Raw genomic sequence first — 19,164 nt, 5'->3', positions numbered from 1 at the left:
AAATTTATAGAAAAAAATCGATAAAAGACACAGCCTAGAAAAAATGAAGCTGGGTGAAATTCTGAAAATGGCGAAATTGATGGGAGAGTCATCTTTTCATTAAACTAGATTAATAATTTTCAGGTATGCTTAACGGATGGGCGCATTCAAAAGTGATATTTTGATCTATTCGCGGCGTTTTAATTGTAGAAAACTAGGAAAATCGTGAGCAACACTATTGGCGTTAGAGCAAAACAGAAAGAAAAAACTCGTCGTTCGCTCGTGGAAGCGGCATTTAGCCAATTAAGTGCAGAACGTAGTTTTACTAGCCTCAGCTTACGGGAAGTCGCTCGTGAAGCGGGCATCGCACCAACTTCGTTTTACCGTCACTTCAAAGATGTTGATGAGCTTGGGTTAACCATGGTTGATGAAAGTGGTTTGATGCTACGCCAACTCATGAGACAAGCGCGTCAACGTATCGCAAAAGGCGGGAGTGTGATCCGCACGTCAGTCTCCACTTTTATGGAGTTTATTGGTAATAACCCTAACGCGTTTAGGTTATTATTACGTGAGCGCTCAGGAACTTCTGCTGAGTTTCGTGCTGCGGTCGCACGAGAAATCCAACATTTTATTGCAGAATTAGCGGATTATCTTGAATTAGAAAATCGTACACCGCGGTATTTCACTGAAATGCAAGCCGAAGCTATGGTCACTATTGTGTTTAGTGCGGGCGCTGAAGCGCTTGATATTGATGAAGAAAAACGTCGACGCCTCGAAGAGCGGTTAGTATTACAGCTACGTATGATAGCTAAAGGCGCATATTACTGGTACCGCCGCGAGCAAGAAAAACAAAATGATACAGACCCTGACTTAACCAAAGAGTAAAGGAGAGACAATGACGGAACACAAGAATTATGAGAGAAGCACGTTACTGCTATCTTTAGTAATCGGCTTATCGACTCATGGAACGTTCTCTACCCTGTTTAATTCCTTTGTGGAATTTTCTATCTTCCCAATCGTCACATTAATTTTGGCTGTTTACTGTTTACACCAGCGCTATTTAAATCAAGCTATGCCAATGGGATTACCAAAATTTGTCGCCGGCAGCTTTTTCTTAGGTATGTTTGGCTACGCAGCGATTTTACGCGTCCAACATCCTGATGTCGGTTCTAACTTTATCCCAGCAACGGTGATTGTCATTATTGCATTGTGGATGTATACCAGTTGGAAAGCGCGTAAAAAAGAGCTGCAAGAACAAGCTCTAGAAAGCGAAACTGAACATTAATATCAGTTTTGAATAAAAAGAAACGCCGCAACATAATAGTGCGGCGTTTTTTATGGATAATTTATAGGGAATAATTTATAGAGAGTATTAGCGTCGAGTGAGTAACACACCACTTTCCATATGATGGGTATATGGGAATTGGTCAAATAAAGCCAGTTTTTCGACTTTATGGGTTTTGGTGAGTTCCGCTAAATTATCGCACAGGGTTTCCGGGTTACAGGAGATATACAGAATATGGTCATATTCTTGTACCAGCTGAACAGTTTTGTCATCTAAGCCGCTACGTGGTGGGTCGACAAAAATCGTATTGCACTGGTAGTCTGCTAAATTAATTCCCTCTAAACGGTTAAATTCACGTACACCATTCATTGCTTGGGTAAAGTCTTCCGCAGACATTCGGATAATCTGCACATTATCTATTTTGTTAGCTTCTATATTGTATTGCGCCGCATGCACTGAAGGCTTGGCAATTTCAGTCGCTAAAACACGATTGAAGTTTTGAGCCAGCGCCAGTGAAAAGTTGCCATTACCACAATACAGCTCTAATAAATCGCCGGTTGAATGTCGAGTCGCATCAATCGCCCACTCTAACATTTTAATATTCACCTGCGCGTTTGGCTGTGTGAAACTATTTTCCACCTGACGATAAATCATGTTTTTCCCTTTTACAGGTAAAACTTCATCGACATAATCGTGGTCGAGCATAATTTTAGTTTTAGAGGCGCGACCAATAATTTGAACGTCAAAGCCTTTGGCCGTTAAATCGGCTTTCAATTGTTTGGCTTGTTCCGTCCATTCATCACTTAATTTTTTATGATAAAGCAGAGAAACAATCAGCTTATTGCTTAGCGTCGATAAGTAATCTATCTGGAATAATTTGTGGCGCAGTAATTCAGAGCGTTTTAATAAAGGCAGAAGTTCAGCCATCATGTCGTTGATTAGCTGGCTAGCAACTGGAAATGACTCAATTCGAATGCGTTCTTTGGTCTCTTTATCAAACATAATATGAAATAGGTCATCGCCTTCGTGCCAAATTCTAAATTCTGCACGCATCCGATAATGGGAGGTTGGAGATGAATAAATTTCAGGTTCAGGCGCAGCATAAGGGGCCATCAAACTCTTCAGACGGTCAACTTTCTCTGCAAGTTGCAGTTCGTAATCTTCGGTGTGCAAGGTGTTTTGCATCATATGGCCCCATAAAACAGTCAAAATTCACATCAGGGGCGAAATTGTAGGGCAAGCAGCGAAGATGTCCAGTTTTCATTATCGATTCATGGACACTGATAGTTATTCAATTTAGGATTATGTGCTGTGGTTGAGGGAATTTGGTGAGAGTCCAAAGCTGACGCGCAACGGTAATTAAGGTATCCCCGTCATTCTTCAAGCTACATGGGTGTTGGCATCGCTCAGCTATCCTAGTCACATACTGCAGTATGCTCCTAGGAATATCTTCGCTTGCCGCCTACATGCAGCTTGAATTATTTAGGGGATATAACAGGTCGAATTTTCATTTTATATATCGCTTCATATATAGAAACCCAACTTGTCACTTTATAAGTCCGATACCTACCACAACTCTTATCGCTTTGTTGAATCTCAGCGCGGATCTGATTTTCGGCGTCGCGGAATGTTAATTTAATTGATTTTCCGAGTGTAAACATAATGAATAATAACAAGTCGCTATCGCTTTCGGTGGCAGCTCTGGCCGTGTTGTGCGGTATTTCCTCTTTGGCAAGTGCAAGCTCTAATTCGTCAGATGAAATGGTGGTGTCTGCTAACCGTTTCGAACAACCTATCTCTTCTATATTAGCGCCAGTGACTGTGGTGACCCGTGAAGATATTGATCATTGGCAGTCAAATACCGTGATTGATGTATTGAGACGTTTACCGGGGGTGGATGTTGCTCAAAATGGTGGAATAGGGCAACAAAGTTCTCTCTTTATTAGAGGAACAGAATCACGCCATGTTTTGGTTTTAATTGATGGTGTTCGTCTTAATCAAGCGGGAATTTCTGGTTCTTCAGATATGAGTCAAATTCCAATCTCGCTAGTGCAGCGTATTGAGTATATTCGTGGCGCACGTTCAGCCGTTTATGGCTCTGATGCGGTGGGTGGGGTGATTAACATTATTACTCGCCGTAATAATGAAGGAACCACCTTGAATGCAGGGATCGGTTCATATGGCTATCAAAACTATAACGGTTCAACGCAGCAGAAGATTGGTGAGAATACAACCGTAACGGGCGCGGCGGCTTATACCTATACAAAAGGGTTTGATGTAGAGGCGAGAGGAAGTACAGGGAATTACCCAAATGGATATCCTCAGTCAGATAAAGACGGTTTCTTAAATAAAACACTATGGCTGGGAATTGAACATCAATTCTCTCCGAATGTTTCGGCTTATGCCCGTGGCTATGGTTATGATAACCGGACTGATTATGATGGTAGCTATGATACCGATTACACAAATATGCAGCATTACCTTGTTGATACGCGTAAGTTCTCGAGTCGAACTTATGAAACAGGTCTGAAATACCATCAAGGCAATTACTCAACATCATTGCTAGGAAGTTATAGCCACTCTAAAGATTACAATTACGATCCAAGATACGGTCAATATGGGCTGCATTCTAATCTGGATGAGTCGAAACAATATAATCTGCAATGGGGTAATAACTACCAATTTGGTAAAGGTAGTCTCAGCACCGGCGTTGATTATCAACGTCAAAGTGTTGAACCAGGCGGTTACACAAATACGAGTAAAAAACAAACCGTTAATAACACGGGAATCTATCTTACGGGGCAATATGCACTAATAGATTCAGTGATTGCTGAAGCAGCTATACGCTCGGATCACCACTCAGAGTTTGATTGGCATACAACATGGCAGTCTGGGCTGAGTTGGGAGTTTTATGATGGCTACAAACTTGTTGGTTCTTATGCTACCGCCTATAAAGCACCTAATTTAAATCAGCTATATGTAGATAACCCTTCATGGAAAATGAAAGGAAACCCAGACCTAAAACCTGAAGAAAGCCAACAATGGGAAATTGGCTTAGAAGGCACAACAGGTCCTTTATTTTGGCAAATCAATGCGTACCATAATGATATTGATAATTTAATTGCATATAAGTCTGGTGCGCAGTTCAATTCTTATGAAAATATTGGTAAGGCTGAAATTAAAGGTGTTGAATGGGTTGGTGAGTTTGATACGTGGATATTCCATCACCAATTTACGTACCAATATATTGATCCTCGTAATAAAGATACCAATAAGGTATTGGAACGCCGAGCTCAGCAACAAGTTAAGTATCAGTTAGATTGGAATATAGAAAAACTCGATATGGGCTTGACCTATCAATATATCGGCTCGCGACATGATACTGCTTATTATGAGAATGGTAAGTCAGAAAGCCTAAAACTCGGGGGTGTAAGCCTTTGGGATATCACAGCTGCATATCCAATCACTTCACATCTCACAATTCGTGGTAAAATAGCTAATATGTTCGATAAAGACTATGAGACCGCGTATGGTTATCGCACCGCTGGAAGAGAATATTTCCTCACAGGAAGCTACAACTTCTGATAACAACCTATCTGTTCGCCCGACCATTCTGGTATTTGACTCCGGAGTGGGCGGGTTATCTGTCTATCGCGAAGTCAAAAAACTGATCCCAAATGCGCACTATATATATGCATTCGATAATGAAGCTTTCCCTTATGGAGAGAAAAGCGAAGAGTTCATTATTGATAGGGTTTATCAAATCGTTAATGCCATCGCGAAAAAGCATCCTCTCACCATTGCCGTTATTGCGTGTAATACTGCAAGCACGGTGAGCTTACCTAACTTAAGAGCGAATTTTACTTTCCCAATTGTCGGTGTCGTTCCAGCGATTAAGCCTGCAACCAAACTGACGCGTAACGGTATCGTTGGTTTATTGGCGACTCGGGGCACGGTAAATCGTGAATACACAAAAGAGCTGATTGAACGTTTTGCGACGGACTGCAAAGTGATCTCTTTAGGTTCAGCAGAACTCGTACAATTGGCAGAAAGAAAGTTACATGGTGAAATACTGCCGCTGGATGAAGTGGCTCAAGCCGTCAAACCGTGGATCAAAATGAAAGAAGCCCCAGATACGGTGATTCTTGGCTGCACCCATTTCCCTCTTATAGTAGAAGAGTTGGAAAAAGTGCTACCAAGTGGAACGCGATTCATTGATTCTGGCGCCGCGATTGCCAGAAGAACCGTTTGGCTCATCAATAATCAGGCTGAAGTAACGGATTCAAATGAAGAAGACTTCGCTTACTGCTTATTAATGAACGAGAGTTTACAAGAATTAAGACCTGTTCTTGAGGCGGAAGGCTTCAAATCGCTGAAAAAACTAGCCATTTAAGCCAAATTAGCTGAAAAGCTGAGCGAACGAAAAAAAACATCAAAAAAAGGGTTGCCAGATTTTTCTGACTCCCTATAATGCGCATCCACTGACTGGGAACAAGCCAACGCAAAGCGCGATGGACACTGAACCGGCAGCGAGAGAATCTGAAAAGATTAAGCAAAAAAATGCTTGACTCTCACTGAGGAAAGCGTAATATACGCCACCTCGCGACAACGACCTAAGTTGATAAAAACTGAGTCGAATTTCTTAAGAAATGTCGCACCGCTCTTTAACAATTTATCAGACAATCTGTGTGGGCACTCACAGGACACTATCAAAAAAATATTTGATTTTAAGTCTTGAAGAGTGACTAACACGTTAATTCATATATATGAACTAATAGGTAATTTGGTTTCTTCGGAAATCAAACGACAGTAACATTCTTTGAGCATCAAGCTTTTTAATTGAAGAGTTTGATCATGGCTCAGATTGAACGCTGGCGGCAGGCCTAACACATGCAAGTCGAGCGGTAACAGGGGAAGCTTGCTTCTCGCTGACGAGCGGCGGACGGGTGAGTAATGTATGGGGATCTGCCCGATAGAGGGGGATAACTACTGGAAACGGTAGCTAATACCGCATAATCTCTTAGGAGCAAAGCAGGGGAACTTCGGTCCTTGCGCTATCGGATGAACCCATATGGGATTAGCTAGTTGGTGAGGTAATGGCTCACCAAGGCGACGATCCCTAGCTGGTCTGAGAGGATGATCAGCCACACTGGGACTGAGACACGGCCCAGACTCCTACGGGAGGCAGCAGTGGGGAATATTGCACAATGGGCGCAAGCCTGATGCAGCCATGCCGCGTGTATGAAGAAGGCCTTAGGGTTGTAAAGTACTTTCAGTTGGGAGGAAGGCGTTGATGCTAATATCATCAACGATTGACGTTACCAACAGAAGAAGCACCGGCTAACTCCGTGCCAGCAGCCGCGGTAATACGGAGGGTGCAAGCGTTAATCGGAATTACTGGGCGTAAAGCGCACGCAGGCGGTTGATTAAGTTAGATGTGAAATCCCCGGGCTTAACCTGGGAATGGCATCTAAGACTGGTCAGCTAGAGTCTTGTAGAGGGGGGTAGAATTCCATGTGTAGCGGTGAAATGCGTAGAGATGTGGAGGAATACCGGTGGCGAAGGCGGCCCCCTGGACAAAGACTGACGCTCAGGTGCGAAAGCGTGGGGAGCAAACAGGATTAGATACCCTGGTAGTCCACGCTGTAAACGATGTCGATTTGGAGGTTGTTCCCTTGAGGAGTGGCTTCCGGAGCTAACGCGTTAAATCGACCGCCTGGGGAGTACGGCCGCAAGGTTAAAACTCAAATGAATTGACGGGGGCCCGCACAAGCGGTGGAGCATGTGGTTTAATTCGATGCAACGCGAAGAACCTTACCTACTCTTGACATCCAGAGAATTTAGCAGAGATGCTTTAGTGCCTTCGGGAACTCTGAGACAGGTGCTGCATGGCTGTCGTCAGCTCGTGTTGTGAAATGTTGGGTTAAGTCCCGCAACGAGCGCAACCCTTATCCTTTGTTGCCAGCACGTGATGGTGGGAACTCAAAGGAGACTGCCGGTGATAAACCGGAGGAAGGTGGGGATGACGTCAAGTCATCATGGCCCTTACGAGTAGGGCTACACACGTGCTACAATGGCGTATACAAAGAGAAGCGACCTCGCGAGAGCAAGCGGAACTCATAAAGTACGTCGTAGTCCGGATTGGAGTCTGCAACTCGACTCCATGAAGTCGGAATCGCTAGTAATCGTAGATCAGAATGCTACGGTGAATACGTTCCCGGGCCTTGTACACACCGCCCGTCACACCATGGGAGTGGGTTGCAAAAGAAGTAGGTAGCTTAACCTTCGGGAGGGCGCTTACCACTTTGTGATTCATGACTGGGGTGAAGTCGTAACAAGGTAACCGTAGGGGAACCTGCGGTTGGATCACCTCCTTACCATTGAAGTGTACTTGTGAAGTGCTCACACAGATTGTCTGATAGAAAGTAGAGCAAAAAGCGCGTCTGCGAAGCTGACTGTAGTGTCCCCTTCGTCTAGAGGCCTAGGACACCGCCCTTTCACGGCGGTAACAGGGGTTCGAATCCCCTAGGGGACGCCAATTGCGCGGAGAATGAGTGAAAGACGTTCCCCACAAATAATGATTAAGCCAATTACCTTGTAGTTGGTTTAACAATTATGCTCTTTAACAATCTGGAACAAGCTGAAAATTGAAAACAACGCACATTGTTTATCGCTTAAACAATGTGAGAGTCTCTCAAAAATCTCAACTTGAACGTGTTTTTCAAACACACAAGCAAGTGGCATGAGCGAGCAGTGTGAAATTCAAGGCGGACAGCGTGCAGCAAGCGCAGCGTACATGAGTACGTGAGCATTGCGAACCCTGCCCAACGAAGAACTTCACCACGCACAGCCATGACGTTTCGTGTCGTCTGATGAAAAGACACCTTCGGGTTGTGAGGTTAAGCGACTAAGCGTACACGGTGGATGCCTAGGCAATCAGAGGCGATGAAGGACGTGCTAATCTGCGATAAGCGTCGGTAAGGTGATATGAACCGTTATAACCGACGATTTCCGAATGGGGAAACCCAGTGCAATTCGTTGCACTATCGTTTGATGAATACATAGTCAAACGAGGCGAACCGAGGGAACTGAAACATCTCAGTACCTCGAGGAAAAGAAATCAACCGAGATTCCCCTAGTAGCGGCGAGCGAACGGGGAGCAGCCCAGAGTCTTAATCAGCATTAGCATCAGGAGAACGGTCTGGAAAGGCCGGCAGTAAAGGGTGATAGCCCCGTATCCGAAGGTGTTAGTGTTGTGAACTCGACGAGTAGGGCGGGACACGTGTTATCCTGTCTGAATATGGGGGGACCATCCTCCAAGGCTAAATACTCCTGATTGACCGATAGTGAACCAGTACCGTGAGGGAAAGGCGAAAAGAACCCCGGCGAGGGGAGTGAAATAGAACCTGAAACCGTGTACGTACAAGCAGTGGGAGCACCCTTGTGGTGTGACTGCGTACCTTTTGTATAATGGGTCAGCGACTTATATTCTGTAGCAAGGTTAACCGTATAGGGGAGCCGTAGGGAAACCGAGTCTTAACTGGGCGAATGAGTTGCAGGGTATAGACCCGAAACCCGGTGATCTAGCCATGGGCAGGTTGAAGGTTGGGTAACACTAACTGGAGGACCGAACCGACTAATGTTGAAAAATTAGCGGATGACTTGTGGCTGGGGGTGAAAGGCCAATCAAACCGGGAGATAGCTGGTTCTCCCCGAAAGCTATTTAGGTAGCGCCTCGTGAACTCATCTTCGGGGGTAGAGCACTGTTTCGACTAGGGGGTCATCCCGACTTACCAACTCGATGCAAACTACGAATACCGAAGAATGTTATCACGGGAGACACACGGCGGGTGCTAACGTTCGTCGTGAAGAGGGAAACAACCCAGACCGCCAGCTAAGGTCCCAAAGTCATAGTTAAGTGGGAAACGAAGTGGGAAGGCTCAGACAGCCAGGATGTTGGCTTAGAAGCAGCCATCATTTAAAGAAAGCGTAATAGCTCACTGGTCGAGTCGGCCTGCGCGGAAGATGTAACGGGGCTAAACTATGCACCGAAGCTGCGGCAGCGATATGTAAATATTGTTGGGTAGGGGAGCGTTCTGTAAGCCTGTGAAGGTGTGCTGTGAGGCATGCTGGAGGTATCAGAAGTGCGAATGCTGACATAAGTAACGATAATGCGGGTGAAAAACCCGCACGCCGGAAGACCAAGGGTTCCTGTCCAACGTTAATCGGGGCAGGGTGAGTCGACCCCTAAGGCGAGGCAGAAATGCGTAGTCGATGGGAAACGGGTTAATATTCCCGTACTGGTGATAATTGCGATGGGGGGACGGAGAAGGTTAGGCTGGCCGGGCGACGGTTGTCCCGGTTTAAGGATGTAGGCAGGTGAATTAGGCAAATCCGGTTCACTATATGCTGAGGTCTGATGACGAGTCACTACGGTGGCGAAGTAGCTCATACCCCGCTTCCAGGAAAAGCCTCTAAGCTCTAGATTATCATTAATCGTACCCCAAACCGACACAGGTGGTCAGGTAGAGAATACTCAGGCGCTTGAGAGAACTCGGGTGAAGGAACTAGGCAAAATGGTGCCGTAACTTCGGGAGAAGGCACGCTGGCATTAGGTGAAGTGATTTACTCATGGAGCTGAAGCCAGTCGCAGATACCAGCTGGCTGCAACTGTTTATTAAAAACACAGCACTGTGCAAACACGAAAGTGGACGTATACGGTGTGACGCCTGCCCGGTGCTGGAAGGTTAATTGATGGGGTTATCCGTAAGGAGAAGCTCTTGATCGAAGCCCCAGTAAACGGCGGCCGTAACTATAACGGTCCTAAGGTAGCGAAATTCCTTGTCGGGTAAGTTCCGACCTGCACGAATGGCGTAATGATGGCCAGGCTGTCTCCACCCGAGACTCAGTGAAATTGAACTCGCTGTGAAGATGCAGTGTACCCGCGGCAAGACGGAAAGACCCCGTGAACCTTTACTATAGCTTGACACTGAACATTGAGCCTTGATGTGTAGGATAGGTGGGAGGCTTTGAAGCGTGGACGCCAGTCTGCGTGGAGCCAACCTTGAAATACCACCCTTTAATGTTTGATGTTCTAACGTAGCCCCATTATCTGGGGTGCGGACAGTGTCTGGTGGGTAGTTTGACTGGGGCGGTCTCCTCCCAAAGAGTAACGGAGGAGCACGAAGGTTGGCTAAGCATGGTCGGACATCATGCGGTTAGTGCAAAGGCATAAGCCAGCTTGACTGCGAGAGTGACGGCTCGAGCAGGTACGAAAGTAGGTCTTAGTGATCCGGTGGTTCTGTATGGAAGGGCCATCGCTCAACGGATAAAAGGTACTCCGGGGATAACAGGCTGATACCGCCCAAGAGTTCATATCGACGGCGGTGTTTGGCACCTCGATGTCGGCTCATCACATCCTGGGGCTGAAGTAGGTCCCAAGGGTACGGCTGTTCGCCGTTTAAAGTGGTACGCGAGCTGGGTTTAGAACGTCGTGAGACAGTTCGGTCCCTATCTGCCGTGGGCGTTGGAAGATTGAAAGGGGCTGCTCCTAGTACGAGAGGACCGGAGTGGACGCACCACTGGTGTTCGGGTTGTCATGCCAATGGCATTGCCCGGTAGCTAAGTGCGGAAGAGATAACCGCTGAAAGCATCTAAGCGGGAAACTTGCCTTGAGATGAGTCTTCCCTGACTCTTTAAGGGTCCTAAAGGAACGTTTAAGACTAAGACGTTGATAGGTTGGGTGTGTAAGCGTAGCGATACGTTGAGCTAACCAATACTAATGAACCGTGAGGCTTAACCTGACAACACCGAAGGTGTTTTCGAGATGAGAGATTAAAGTTGATTCAATGAAGTGGGACGCCGAGAGGTGGACACGACAGCTTGTTCAGGATTGATATTCTGGTTTAGTGGATTAGAGACTAAACGGGAATAAACAGAATTTGTCTGGCGGCAATAGCGCGGTGGTCCCACCTGACCCCATGCCGAACTCAGAAGTGAAACGCCGTAGCGCCGATGGTAGTGTGGGGTCTCCCCATGTGAGAGTAGGGAACTGCCAGACATTAATTTTTAAGGTTGTGTCAGTGCTGACTGACCGTACCATATTGCTGATATGGCTCAGTTGGTAGAGCACACCCTTGGTAAGGGTGAGGTCCCCAGTTCGAATCTGGGTATCAGCACCATGAATACTAAAATAGTTTAAAAGAATTTACCTAGCGGCAATAGCGCGGTGGTCCCACCTGACCCCATGCCGAACTCAGTAGTGAAACGCCGTAGCGCCGATGGTAGTGTGGGGTCTCCCCATGTGAGAGTAGGGAACTGCTAGGTTTTAAATATAAGAAGCCACCCAATGGGTGGCTTTTTGCTATCTAACGATCTGTACTTTTCAAAACTCTTCTCAATTTCTTACTTATCATATTATTTCCGCCTACATGCTATTCACTGCTAGGCCTGGCTGATAGACTTATAAAATCTTAGATCATTATTTGAAATGAAGGTAGCAATGAACCTGACCGCCGAACTCAAATCACTTAATAGCTTCGGTATTGATGCCAAAGCCATTAAGGTGAATATTGTACAAAGCGCTGATGCGCTGTACCAACAGTGGACAACAGCAAAAAATGACAATCTTCCAGTACTGCTATTAGGCGGGGGAAGCAATGTGTTATTTACTGAAGACTTTGAAGGTGTGGTCATTGTAAACAGAATTAAAGGTATCGAAATTACTGAATCTGCAGATGCTTGGCATGTACACGCATCTGCGGGGGAAAACTGGCATCAACTACTTGAAACATTGCTTCATAAGGGAATATATGGCGCAGAAAACTTAGCGCTGATCCCTGGATGCGTAGGCTCTGCACCGATACAAAATATTGGCGCTTATGGGTTAGAGCTAAAAGATGTTTGTGAGTATGTGGATATCCTCTGCTTGGATACAGGTAGGATCACTCGTATCCCTGCGGAAGAATGCAATTTTGGCTATCGAGACAGTATCTTTAAACATGAATATCAGAATTCGCATGCGATTATCAGTGTTGGATTGATTTTTGCTAAGGAGTGGTCACCAAAGCTAGCGTATGGCGATTTAGCTAAGCTCGATCCTAGCACTGTAACGCCTTCAGATGTGTTTGAGACGGTATGTGAGACTCGCAGAAGTAAATTACCTGATCCCGCTATAACAGGTAATGCTGGTAGCTTCTTTAAAAACCCAGTCGTATCTGCTGAACTCGCGGAGACAATCAAAGCTAGTTACCCTAATTGCCCTCAATATGTTCAGGCTGATGGAAATGTAAAATTAGCAGCAGGTTGGTTGATTGACCAATGCGGCTTAAAAGGCTATGAACTAGGCGGTGCTGCAGTTCATAAACAGCAAGCTTTGGTATTGATCAATAAAGAAAATGCAACAGGAAAAGATATTGTGGAGCTAGCTAAGCATGTCAGTCACACAGTTGCACAGCATTTTGATATATATTTAGAGCCTGAAGTTCGCTTTATAGGGCGAAATGGCGAGGTCAATGCGGTGGATTGTATACAATGAAAGAGATGAGCATTCCATTACAGGTTATTGATATTTTAGCTGATGGGCAGATTCATTCAGGGGAACAACTGGGTGAGCACTTAGGAATGACGAGAGCTGCAATTAACAAACATATCAAAACATTGCGCTCATGGGGTCTTGATATTCAAACAGTTACTAGTAAGGGATATCAGCTTCCTTCGCAAATTAACCTATTGAGTAAAGAACGCATTGAGCAATATGTTTCTGATTCTAATGTCATAGTTGAACCTGTTATTGATTCAACTAACCAATATATGTTGGATCGAATTCCTCACCTGCAGTCTGGGGATACTTGCTTAGCTGAATACCAAAGTGCAGGAAGAGGCCGCCGCGGGCGCCAATGGATTTCACCATTCGGATGTAACCTCTACCTTTCAACATATTGGAAATTAGAACAAGGCCCTGCAGCTGCAATTGGTTTGAGCTTAGTTGTTGGTATCGTAATTGCTGAAACTTTAAATAAATTATGTGGAAACAAAGTCAAGGTTAAATGGCCTAATGACCTCTACATGAATGATAAGAAACTTGCTGGAATTCTGGTTGAACTAACAGGCAAAACTGGCGATGCAGCACATATTATTATTGGTGTTGGTATCAATATTGGTATGAGTAAAAATATCATTCAAAAAGAGGAAACAATTAACCAAGCTTGGTCTGCATTAATTGATGAAATTGAGAATGTCGAGAGAAATGAATTAGCTGGTAATATTATTAATTCATTAAAAGAATCATTACGTATATTTGAGAAACAAGGATTGAAACCATTTTTGTCTCGGTGGTTTGAATTAGATAATTTTTTAGGTCGCAAGGTTAAGCTTTTGATTGGTAACGATATTGTTGTTGGTATTGAAAAGGGAATAAATGAGCAGGGCGCTCTGTTATTACAAAAAGAAAATGGAGAAATTATCCCTTATATTGGCGGTGAAATATCATTAAGATCGAATGAAAATTAACTATAGTGGCCGGGTAATACCGGCCTTATCCATTATTTTCTTAAGCGTACATTCCGAATAGAATGATTTTCGCCCTTGGTCATAATTAAACTTGCCCGTTCTTTAGTTGGCAATATATTCTCTTCAAGATTTAAACCATTAATTTCATCCCAAATTGAACTCGCCACATTGATCGCTTCTTCTTCACTGAGCTTAGAATAATTATGGAAATATGAATCAGGATCAGAAAACGCACCTTGTCTAAATTTCAAAAAGCGTCCGATATACCATTGCTTCAGTAAGTGAGGGGCCGCATCAACATAAATGGAAAAATCAACAAAATCAGAAACAAAGACATGGTGAGGATCTTGAGGGTAATCCATGTCACTTTGCAGAACGTTTAAGCCTTCTAATATTAAAATATCAGGTTGGTCGATAATTTGTGTCTGATCAGGAACGATATCGTAGGTTAAATGCGAATAAACAGGTGCTGCAACATTACGCGCTCCAGACTTGATTTGAGAAACAAAGTTAACCAACTTCCGCATATCGTAAGATTGCGGAAAGCCTTTTTTCTTCATTATATCTTTGTCGCGTAAGACTTGGTTTGGATATAAGAAGCCATCGGTAGTAATCAAGTCAACTTTGCGATGTTCTGGCCAACGGGTTAGTAGCGCTTGTAGCAAACGTGCTGTAGTACTTTTTCCTACAGCAACACTACCTGCGATACCAATGATGTATGGCACTTTTGCTCCATTAGTTCCTAAAAATTGCTCTAACACCGCCTGACGACGCAAATTGGAACTTATATAAAAGTTCAGTAGACGAGAGAGAGGAAGATAAATTTCGATGACATCATCCATGGAGAGCTCTTCATTAATACCTTTAAGTTCAAGAAGCTCACTTGATGATAATGTTAGAGGAACAGAATCACGTAAAGTGGCCCAATGCTCTCTATCGAACTCTAAATATGGTGTCGTCATAAAATTTTCTTTTTGTTTCATAAACCAACATCTGCCTATTGTGTGCAGGTTGGACAGGCTGCAAAAGCATCTGTATCCATAAAATTTGGTAGCATCATAGCGAGTGAAGAGAAGTAGGCGTAGGTTTTTTTGTGTTTTATGTGAATTTTTTTTGACGTATGCAAAAAAAAACAGGTTTTTTGCTGAAAAACTAAACGATCAAAACAGGGGAAAAACTGTGATAGTGAATAAAAAAATTATATTTTACGAAACTAAACTCGATAACGGTGCTTTACTCCTCAGATTATAATCGATTATAGTTAATGGCTGTTGTTGATGTTTTAATCTCAAAGTAGATAAAAAATCAACAAAATCGCAAAAAGCGAATAAAATATGAGCGAATGAACAAAAAATTAAATTTTTTTGTTGCATCCTGCGCTCACTCTTCCTAGAATGCGCAGCACTTGATGCCGGCATAGCTCAGTTGGTAGAGCAACTGACTTGTAATCAGTAGGTCCCGAGTTCGACTCTTGGTGCCGGCACCATTAAAAATTTGGATAGGTGGGATACCCAAGCGGCCAAAGGGAGCAGACTGTAAATCTGCCGTCACAGACTTCGAAGGTTCGAATCCTTCTCCCACCACCATCTCCAATAAGCTTCTATAAGCTTTGCGGAAAACAGTTTAACAGCTGATAACTCAGGTAGCCGAGTTCATTGCGGGCATCGTATAATGGCTATTACCTCAGCCTTCCAAGCTGATGATGCGGGTTCGATTCCCGCTGCCCGCTCCAAGATGTGCTGATATAGCTCAGTTGGTAGAGCACACCCTTGGTAAGGGTGAGGTCGGCAGTTCGAATCTGCCTATCAGCACCACTTCCCCGATGTTCTCAATTATCTCCTGTTTTGTCTCCTGTAAAGAAAGAATACAAGCGAATTTAATCCTTGCTTGGTTGATGTGGTTTAACCACCGATTCCGTGTCTTAGAGGGACAATCTAATGTCTAAAGAAAAATTTGAACGTTCAAAACCGCACGTTAACGTTGGTACAATCGGCCACGTTGACCATGGTAAAACTACCCTGACAGCAGCAATCACTACTGTTCTGGCTAAAACTTACGGCGGTAACGCTCGTGCATTCGACCAAATCGATAACGCACCAGAAGAAAAAGCGCGTGGTATCACCATTTCTACTTCTCACGTAGAATATGACACTCCAACTCGCCACTACGCACACGTAGACTGCCCAGGTCACGCCGACTATGTTAAAAACATGATCACTGGTGCTGCGCAGATGGACGGTGCAATTCTGGTTGTTGCTGCGACTGATGGCCCAATGCCACAAACTCGTGAGCACATCCTGTTAGGTCGCCAAGTAGGTGTTCCTTACATCATCGTTTTCCTGAACAAATGTGACATGGTAGACGACGAAGAACTGTTAGAATTAGTTGAAATGGAAGTTCGTGAACTTCTGTCTCAATACGATTTCCCAGGCGACGACACTCCAGTTGTTCGCGGTTCAGCACTGAAAGCGCTGGAAGGCAACCCAGAGTGGGAAGCGAAAATTGTTGAATTAGCAGGCTACCTGGATTCTTACATCCCAGAACCAGAGCGTGCAATTGACAAGCCATTCCTGCTGCCAATCGAAGACGTATTCTCAATCTCTGGTCGTGGTACAGTAGTAACAGGCCGTGTTGAGCGTGGTATCATCAAAGTTGGTGAAGAAGTTGAAATCGTTGGTATCCAAGCAACGGCTAAAACAACTTGTACTGGCGTTGAAATGTTCCGTAAACTGCTGGACGAAGGTCGTGCGGGTGAGAACGTTGGTGTTCTGCTGCGTGGTACTAAGCGTGAAGAAATTCAACGTGGTCAAGTACTGGCTAAACCAGGTTCAATCAAGCCACACACTCAATTTGAATCAGAAGTTTATATTCTGAGCAAAGATGAAGGTGGTCGTCATACTCCATTCTTCAAAGGCTACCGTCCACAGTTCTACTTCCGTACAACTGACGTAACCGGTACTATCGAACTGCCAGAAGGCGTAGAGATGGTAATGCCAGGCGACAACATCAACATGATCGTGACTCTGATTCACCCAATCGCGATGGATGATGGTTTACGTTTCGCAATCCGTGAAGGTGGTCGTACTGTAGGTGCGGGTGTTGTTGCAAGAATCATTGCATAATACCGCTCTTTCTGAATAAGAAAGAACCACAGAAAAAGGGACGTCTTAGGACGTCCTTTTTGTTTTTATATAGCTCATTAATTTATTTTATTTTCAAATATTGCAATTAATGATAATTGAAATGCCAATCATTTTCATTTAAACTTACTGTATGTAATTTGTGCAGGTAGATGATCATGTATGTATGCCTTTGTGAAGCAATCACTGATAAACAAATCAGGAACGTGGCGCGTAAATATCACGTCACCTCTTTGAAAGGGCTACGTCAGATTTTGCCAGTAGGGCGCGAATGCGGAAAATGTATCCGACAAACGCGTGAAATTTTGCAGGAAGAACTTCGGCATCTAGAAGAACAGTGTATTGAACACGTCGCATAATCCTTTCATATACCCCTCTATTGTTTAGTTAAAATTCGCCACGCAGATAACTGTGTAAATATTATTCATATCATCAATTTCAGTACTACACTTATAGGACTGGAAGCGATGGAGGATAAAAATGAAAGGCGATAAAAAAATGATAGCCCACTTAAATAAATTGCTGGGCAATGAACTTGTTGCAATTAATCAATATTTTCTACATGCCCGAATGTTTAAAAATTGGGGACTGACTAAACTCAATGAAATGGAATATCACGAATCGATTGATGAAATGAAACATGCGGATAAGTACATTGAGCGTATTTTATTTCTCGAAGGTATTCCGAATCTACAAGATCTAGGTAAGCTAAACATTGGTGAAGATGTCGAAGAGATGCTTGCTTCAGATTTGAAATTAGAACTTGATGGCGCCAAAAATTTAAAAGAAGCCATTAGTTATGCGGATTCAATTCATGATTATGTTAGTCGAGACTTAATGATAGAGATTCTTGCAGATGAAGAAAATCACATAGATTGGATTGAAACTCAGCTTGAATTGATCAAACGTTTAGGTATTCAAAACTATCTTCAGGCACAAGTTATCGAAGAATAGTTTTGTATGATTGGCGAAAACGTAATTAGGCCCAGTGATGGGCCTTTTTTATATCTGCTAAATTTGCACATCAGAAAATTCGCACATATTTTCCCCGATTGCTTGCGTTTCGCAATAAATTACGTATAATGCGCGGGCTTACTGATGAGTAAGCCCTAAATTTTAGGACTGAAATCTCAGTATTGAGTCAACGATTTGTTGCTCATTTAGACAATACTCCCGATATGGGGGTTACATCAAGAACGATTACACTCCCCTATCAATCGAAATGGGTGCGAGGAGTAATCATTTACGTTTATAAAATAGTTGGAGCTCTGGTCTCATGCAGAACCAAAGAATCCGTATCCGCCTGAAAGCTTTTGATCATCGTTTAATCGATCAATCAACTGCGGAAATCGTAGAGACTGCTAAGCGCACTGGTGCGCAAGTACGTGGTCCTATCCCGCTGCCGACACGTAAAGAGCGTTTTACCGTTCTGATCTCTCCGCACGTTAACAAAGACGCGCGTGATCAGTACGAAATTCGCACTCACAAACGTCTGGTTGACATCGTTGAGCCAACCGAGAAGACCGTTGATGCTCTGATGCGTCTGGATCTGGCTGCCGGCGTTGACGTGCAGATCAGCCTGGGTTAATCAGGTCGTCGAACGATTGAGAGGTTGAAACAATGATTGGTTTAGTCGGTAAGAAAGTGGGTATGACTCGTATCTTCACTGAAGATGGCGTTTCCATCCCTGTAACTGTTATCGAAATTGAAAATAACCGCGTTACTCAGGTTAAAACTGCAGAAACTGACGGTTACAATGCAATTCAGGTTACTACTGGTAGCAAAAAAGCTAACCGTGTAACTAAGCCTGAAGCAGGTCATTTCGCTAAAGCTGGCGTTGAAGCTGGCCGCATTCTGCGTGAATTCCGTACTGAAGAAGGTACTGAGTTTAACGTAGGTCAAAGCATTAGCGTTGAAATTTTCGCTGACGTTAAAAAAGTCGACGTTACTGGTACATCTAAAGGTAAAGGTTTTGCCGGCACAGTTAAGCGCTGGAATTTCCGTACTCAAGATGCTACTCACGGTAACTCCTTGTCTCACCGTGTTCCGGGTTCTATCGGTCAGAACCAGACTCCGGGCAAAGTGTTCAAAGGCAAGAAAATGGCAGGCCAACTGGGTAATGAACGTGTAACTGTTCAAAGCTTAGATGTAGTACGTGTTGACGCTGAGCGCAACCTGCTGCTGGTCAAAGGTGCTGTTCCAGGAGCAACTGGTAGCAACCTGATCGTAAAACCGGCTGTCAAGGCTTAA

At 44.1% G+C, this 19,164-nt stretch carries 13 protein-coding genes, 6 tRNA genes and 4 rRNA genes; 21 read left to right on the top strand and 2 right to left on the bottom strand.

The window, feature by feature from the left end:
- The first annotated feature begins 204 nt into the window (after window positions 1-204).
- Both fabR and QS795_RS16790 read left to right on the top strand, forming a co-directional pair.
- Window positions 205-864 carry an HTH-type transcriptional repressor FabR gene (gene fabR, locus QS795_RS16795; protein ID WP_036950902.1) on the top strand — a complete coding sequence of 220 codons (660 nt, stop codon included), beginning with the start codon at window positions 205-207 and terminating at the stop codon, window positions 862-864.
- A 10-nt stretch (window positions 865-874) separates the two neighbouring features.
- Complete coding sequence (locus QS795_RS16790; protein ID WP_154603290.1) at window positions 875-1,264, top strand: YijD family membrane protein; 390 nt, start codon at window positions 875-877, stop codon at window positions 1,262-1,264.
- A gap of 87 nt (window positions 1,265-1,351) precedes the next feature.
- Here the strand turns inward: QS795_RS16790 and trmA are convergent, their stop codons facing one another.
- A complete protein-coding gene (gene trmA / locus QS795_RS16785; protein ID WP_286272367.1) occupies window positions 1,352-2,449 on the bottom strand; it encodes a tRNA (uridine(54)-C5)-methyltransferase TrmA in 1,098 nt (365 codons plus the stop codon).
- A gap of 477 nt (window positions 2,450-2,926) precedes the next feature.
- Here trmA and btuB point away from each other — a divergent pair, with 477 nt between their 5' ends.
- The 10 genes from btuB to birA all read left to right on the top strand — a co-directional run bounded on the left by btuB (window position 2,927) and on the right by birA (window position 13,774).
- Window positions 2,927-4,849, top strand: a complete 1,923-nt coding sequence (btuB, locus tag QS795_RS16780) for a TonB-dependent vitamin B12 receptor BtuB (RefSeq protein ID WP_318626655.1) — start codon at window positions 2,927-2,929, stop codon at window positions 4,847-4,849.
- Complete coding sequence (gene murI, locus QS795_RS16775) at window positions 4,794-5,657, top strand: glutamate racemase (RefSeq protein ID WP_286272373.1); 864 nt, start codon at window positions 4,794-4,796, stop codon at window positions 5,655-5,657. The genes btuB and murI overlap by 56 nt, the downstream gene beginning before the upstream one ends.
- A gap of 443 nt (window positions 5,658-6,100) precedes the next feature.
- Window positions 6,101-7,641: ribosomal RNA gene (locus QS795_RS16770) — 16S ribosomal RNA — on the top strand.
- 85 nt (window positions 7,642-7,726) lie between these two features.
- Window positions 7,727-7,802 (top strand) — tRNA-Glu (locus QS795_RS16765).
- Between the two features lie 359 nt (window positions 7,803-8,161).
- Window positions 8,162-11,067, top strand: a 23S ribosomal RNA gene (locus QS795_RS16760).
- A gap of 141 nt (window positions 11,068-11,208) precedes the next feature.
- Window positions 11,209-11,324: ribosomal RNA gene (rrf, locus tag QS795_RS16755) — 5S ribosomal RNA — on the top strand.
- Between the two features lie 45 nt (window positions 11,325-11,369).
- A tRNA-Thr gene (locus QS795_RS16750) sits at window positions 11,370-11,445 on the top strand.
- Window positions 11,446-11,474: 29 nt separating this feature from the next.
- Window positions 11,475-11,590: ribosomal RNA gene (gene rrf, locus QS795_RS16745) — 5S ribosomal RNA — on the top strand.
- Together the 16S, 23S and 5S rRNA genes with 2 tRNA genes alongside form the textbook arrangement of a ribosomal RNA operon.
- Before the next feature lie 175 nt (window positions 11,591-11,765).
- Window positions 11,766-12,800, top strand: a complete 1,035-nt coding sequence (gene murB / locus QS795_RS16740) for a UDP-N-acetylmuramate dehydrogenase (protein ID WP_318626654.1) — start codon at window positions 11,766-11,768, stop codon at window positions 12,798-12,800.
- The gene (birA, locus tag QS795_RS16735) at window positions 12,797-13,774 is read left to right on the top strand and encodes a bifunctional biotin--[acetyl-CoA-carboxylase] ligase/biotin operon repressor BirA (protein ID WP_154638317.1); all 978 of its coding nucleotides are present in this window, start codon (window positions 12,797-12,799) and stop codon (window positions 13,772-13,774) included. Before murB ends, birA begins: the two co-directional genes overlap by 4 nt.
- Window positions 13,775-13,806: 32 nt before the next feature.
- On the opposite strand, the gene coaA is transcribed toward birA, so the two are convergent.
- Window positions 13,807-14,757, bottom strand: coding sequence for a type I pantothenate kinase (gene coaA, locus QS795_RS16730; protein WP_154602943.1), 951 nt, complete (start codon window positions 14,755-14,757; stop codon window positions 13,807-13,809).
- A gap of 427 nt (window positions 14,758-15,184) precedes the next feature.
- Between coaA and QS795_RS16725 the strand changes: the two genes are divergently transcribed.
- The 9 genes from QS795_RS16725 to rplC all read left to right on the top strand — a co-directional run bounded on the left by QS795_RS16725 (window position 15,185) and on the right by rplC (window position 19,164).
- Window positions 15,185-15,260 (top strand) — tRNA-Thr (locus tag QS795_RS16725).
- A 15-nt stretch (window positions 15,261-15,275) separates the two neighbouring features.
- A tRNA-Tyr gene (locus tag QS795_RS16720) sits at window positions 15,276-15,360 on the top strand.
- Window positions 15,361-15,431: 71 nt separating this feature from the next.
- A tRNA-Gly gene (locus QS795_RS16715) sits at window positions 15,432-15,506 on the top strand.
- A 6-nt stretch (window positions 15,507-15,512) separates the two neighbouring features.
- Window positions 15,513-15,588, top strand: a tRNA-Thr gene (locus QS795_RS16710).
- Window positions 15,589-15,711: 123 nt separating this feature from the next.
- On the top strand, window positions 15,712-16,896 hold the full coding sequence (gene tuf / locus QS795_RS16705; protein WP_096759607.1) for an elongation factor Tu: 1,185 nt from the start codon (window positions 15,712-15,714) through the stop codon (window positions 16,894-16,896).
- A gap of 176 nt (window positions 16,897-17,072) precedes the next feature.
- Window positions 17,073-17,273 carry a bacterioferritin-associated ferredoxin gene (gene bfd, locus QS795_RS16700; protein WP_286272829.1) on the top strand — a complete coding sequence of 67 codons (201 nt, stop codon included), beginning with the start codon at window positions 17,073-17,075 and terminating at the stop codon, window positions 17,271-17,273.
- A gap of 121 nt (window positions 17,274-17,394) precedes the next feature.
- Entirely contained in the window at window positions 17,395-17,868 is a 474-nt protein-coding gene (bfr, locus tag QS795_RS16695; protein WP_036955915.1) for a bacterioferritin, read from the top strand.
- A 322-nt stretch (window positions 17,869-18,190) separates the two neighbouring features.
- The gene (gene rpsJ, locus QS795_RS16690) at window positions 18,191-18,502 is read left to right on the top strand and encodes a 30S ribosomal protein S10 (protein ID WP_001181005.1); all 312 of its coding nucleotides are present in this window, start codon (window positions 18,191-18,193) and stop codon (window positions 18,500-18,502) included.
- A 32-nt stretch (window positions 18,503-18,534) separates the two neighbouring features.
- A complete protein-coding gene (rplC, locus tag QS795_RS16685) occupies window positions 18,535-19,164 on the top strand; it encodes a 50S ribosomal protein L3 (protein WP_036955911.1) in 630 nt (209 codons plus the stop codon).

The organism is Providencia zhijiangensis (genome assembly GCF_030315915.2).
In the GTDB taxonomy this organism is placed as follows: domain Bacteria; phylum Pseudomonadota; class Gammaproteobacteria; order Enterobacterales; family Enterobacteriaceae; genus Providencia; species Providencia zhijiangensis.
This window is presented reverse-complemented; position numbering and strand designations above follow the sequence as displayed.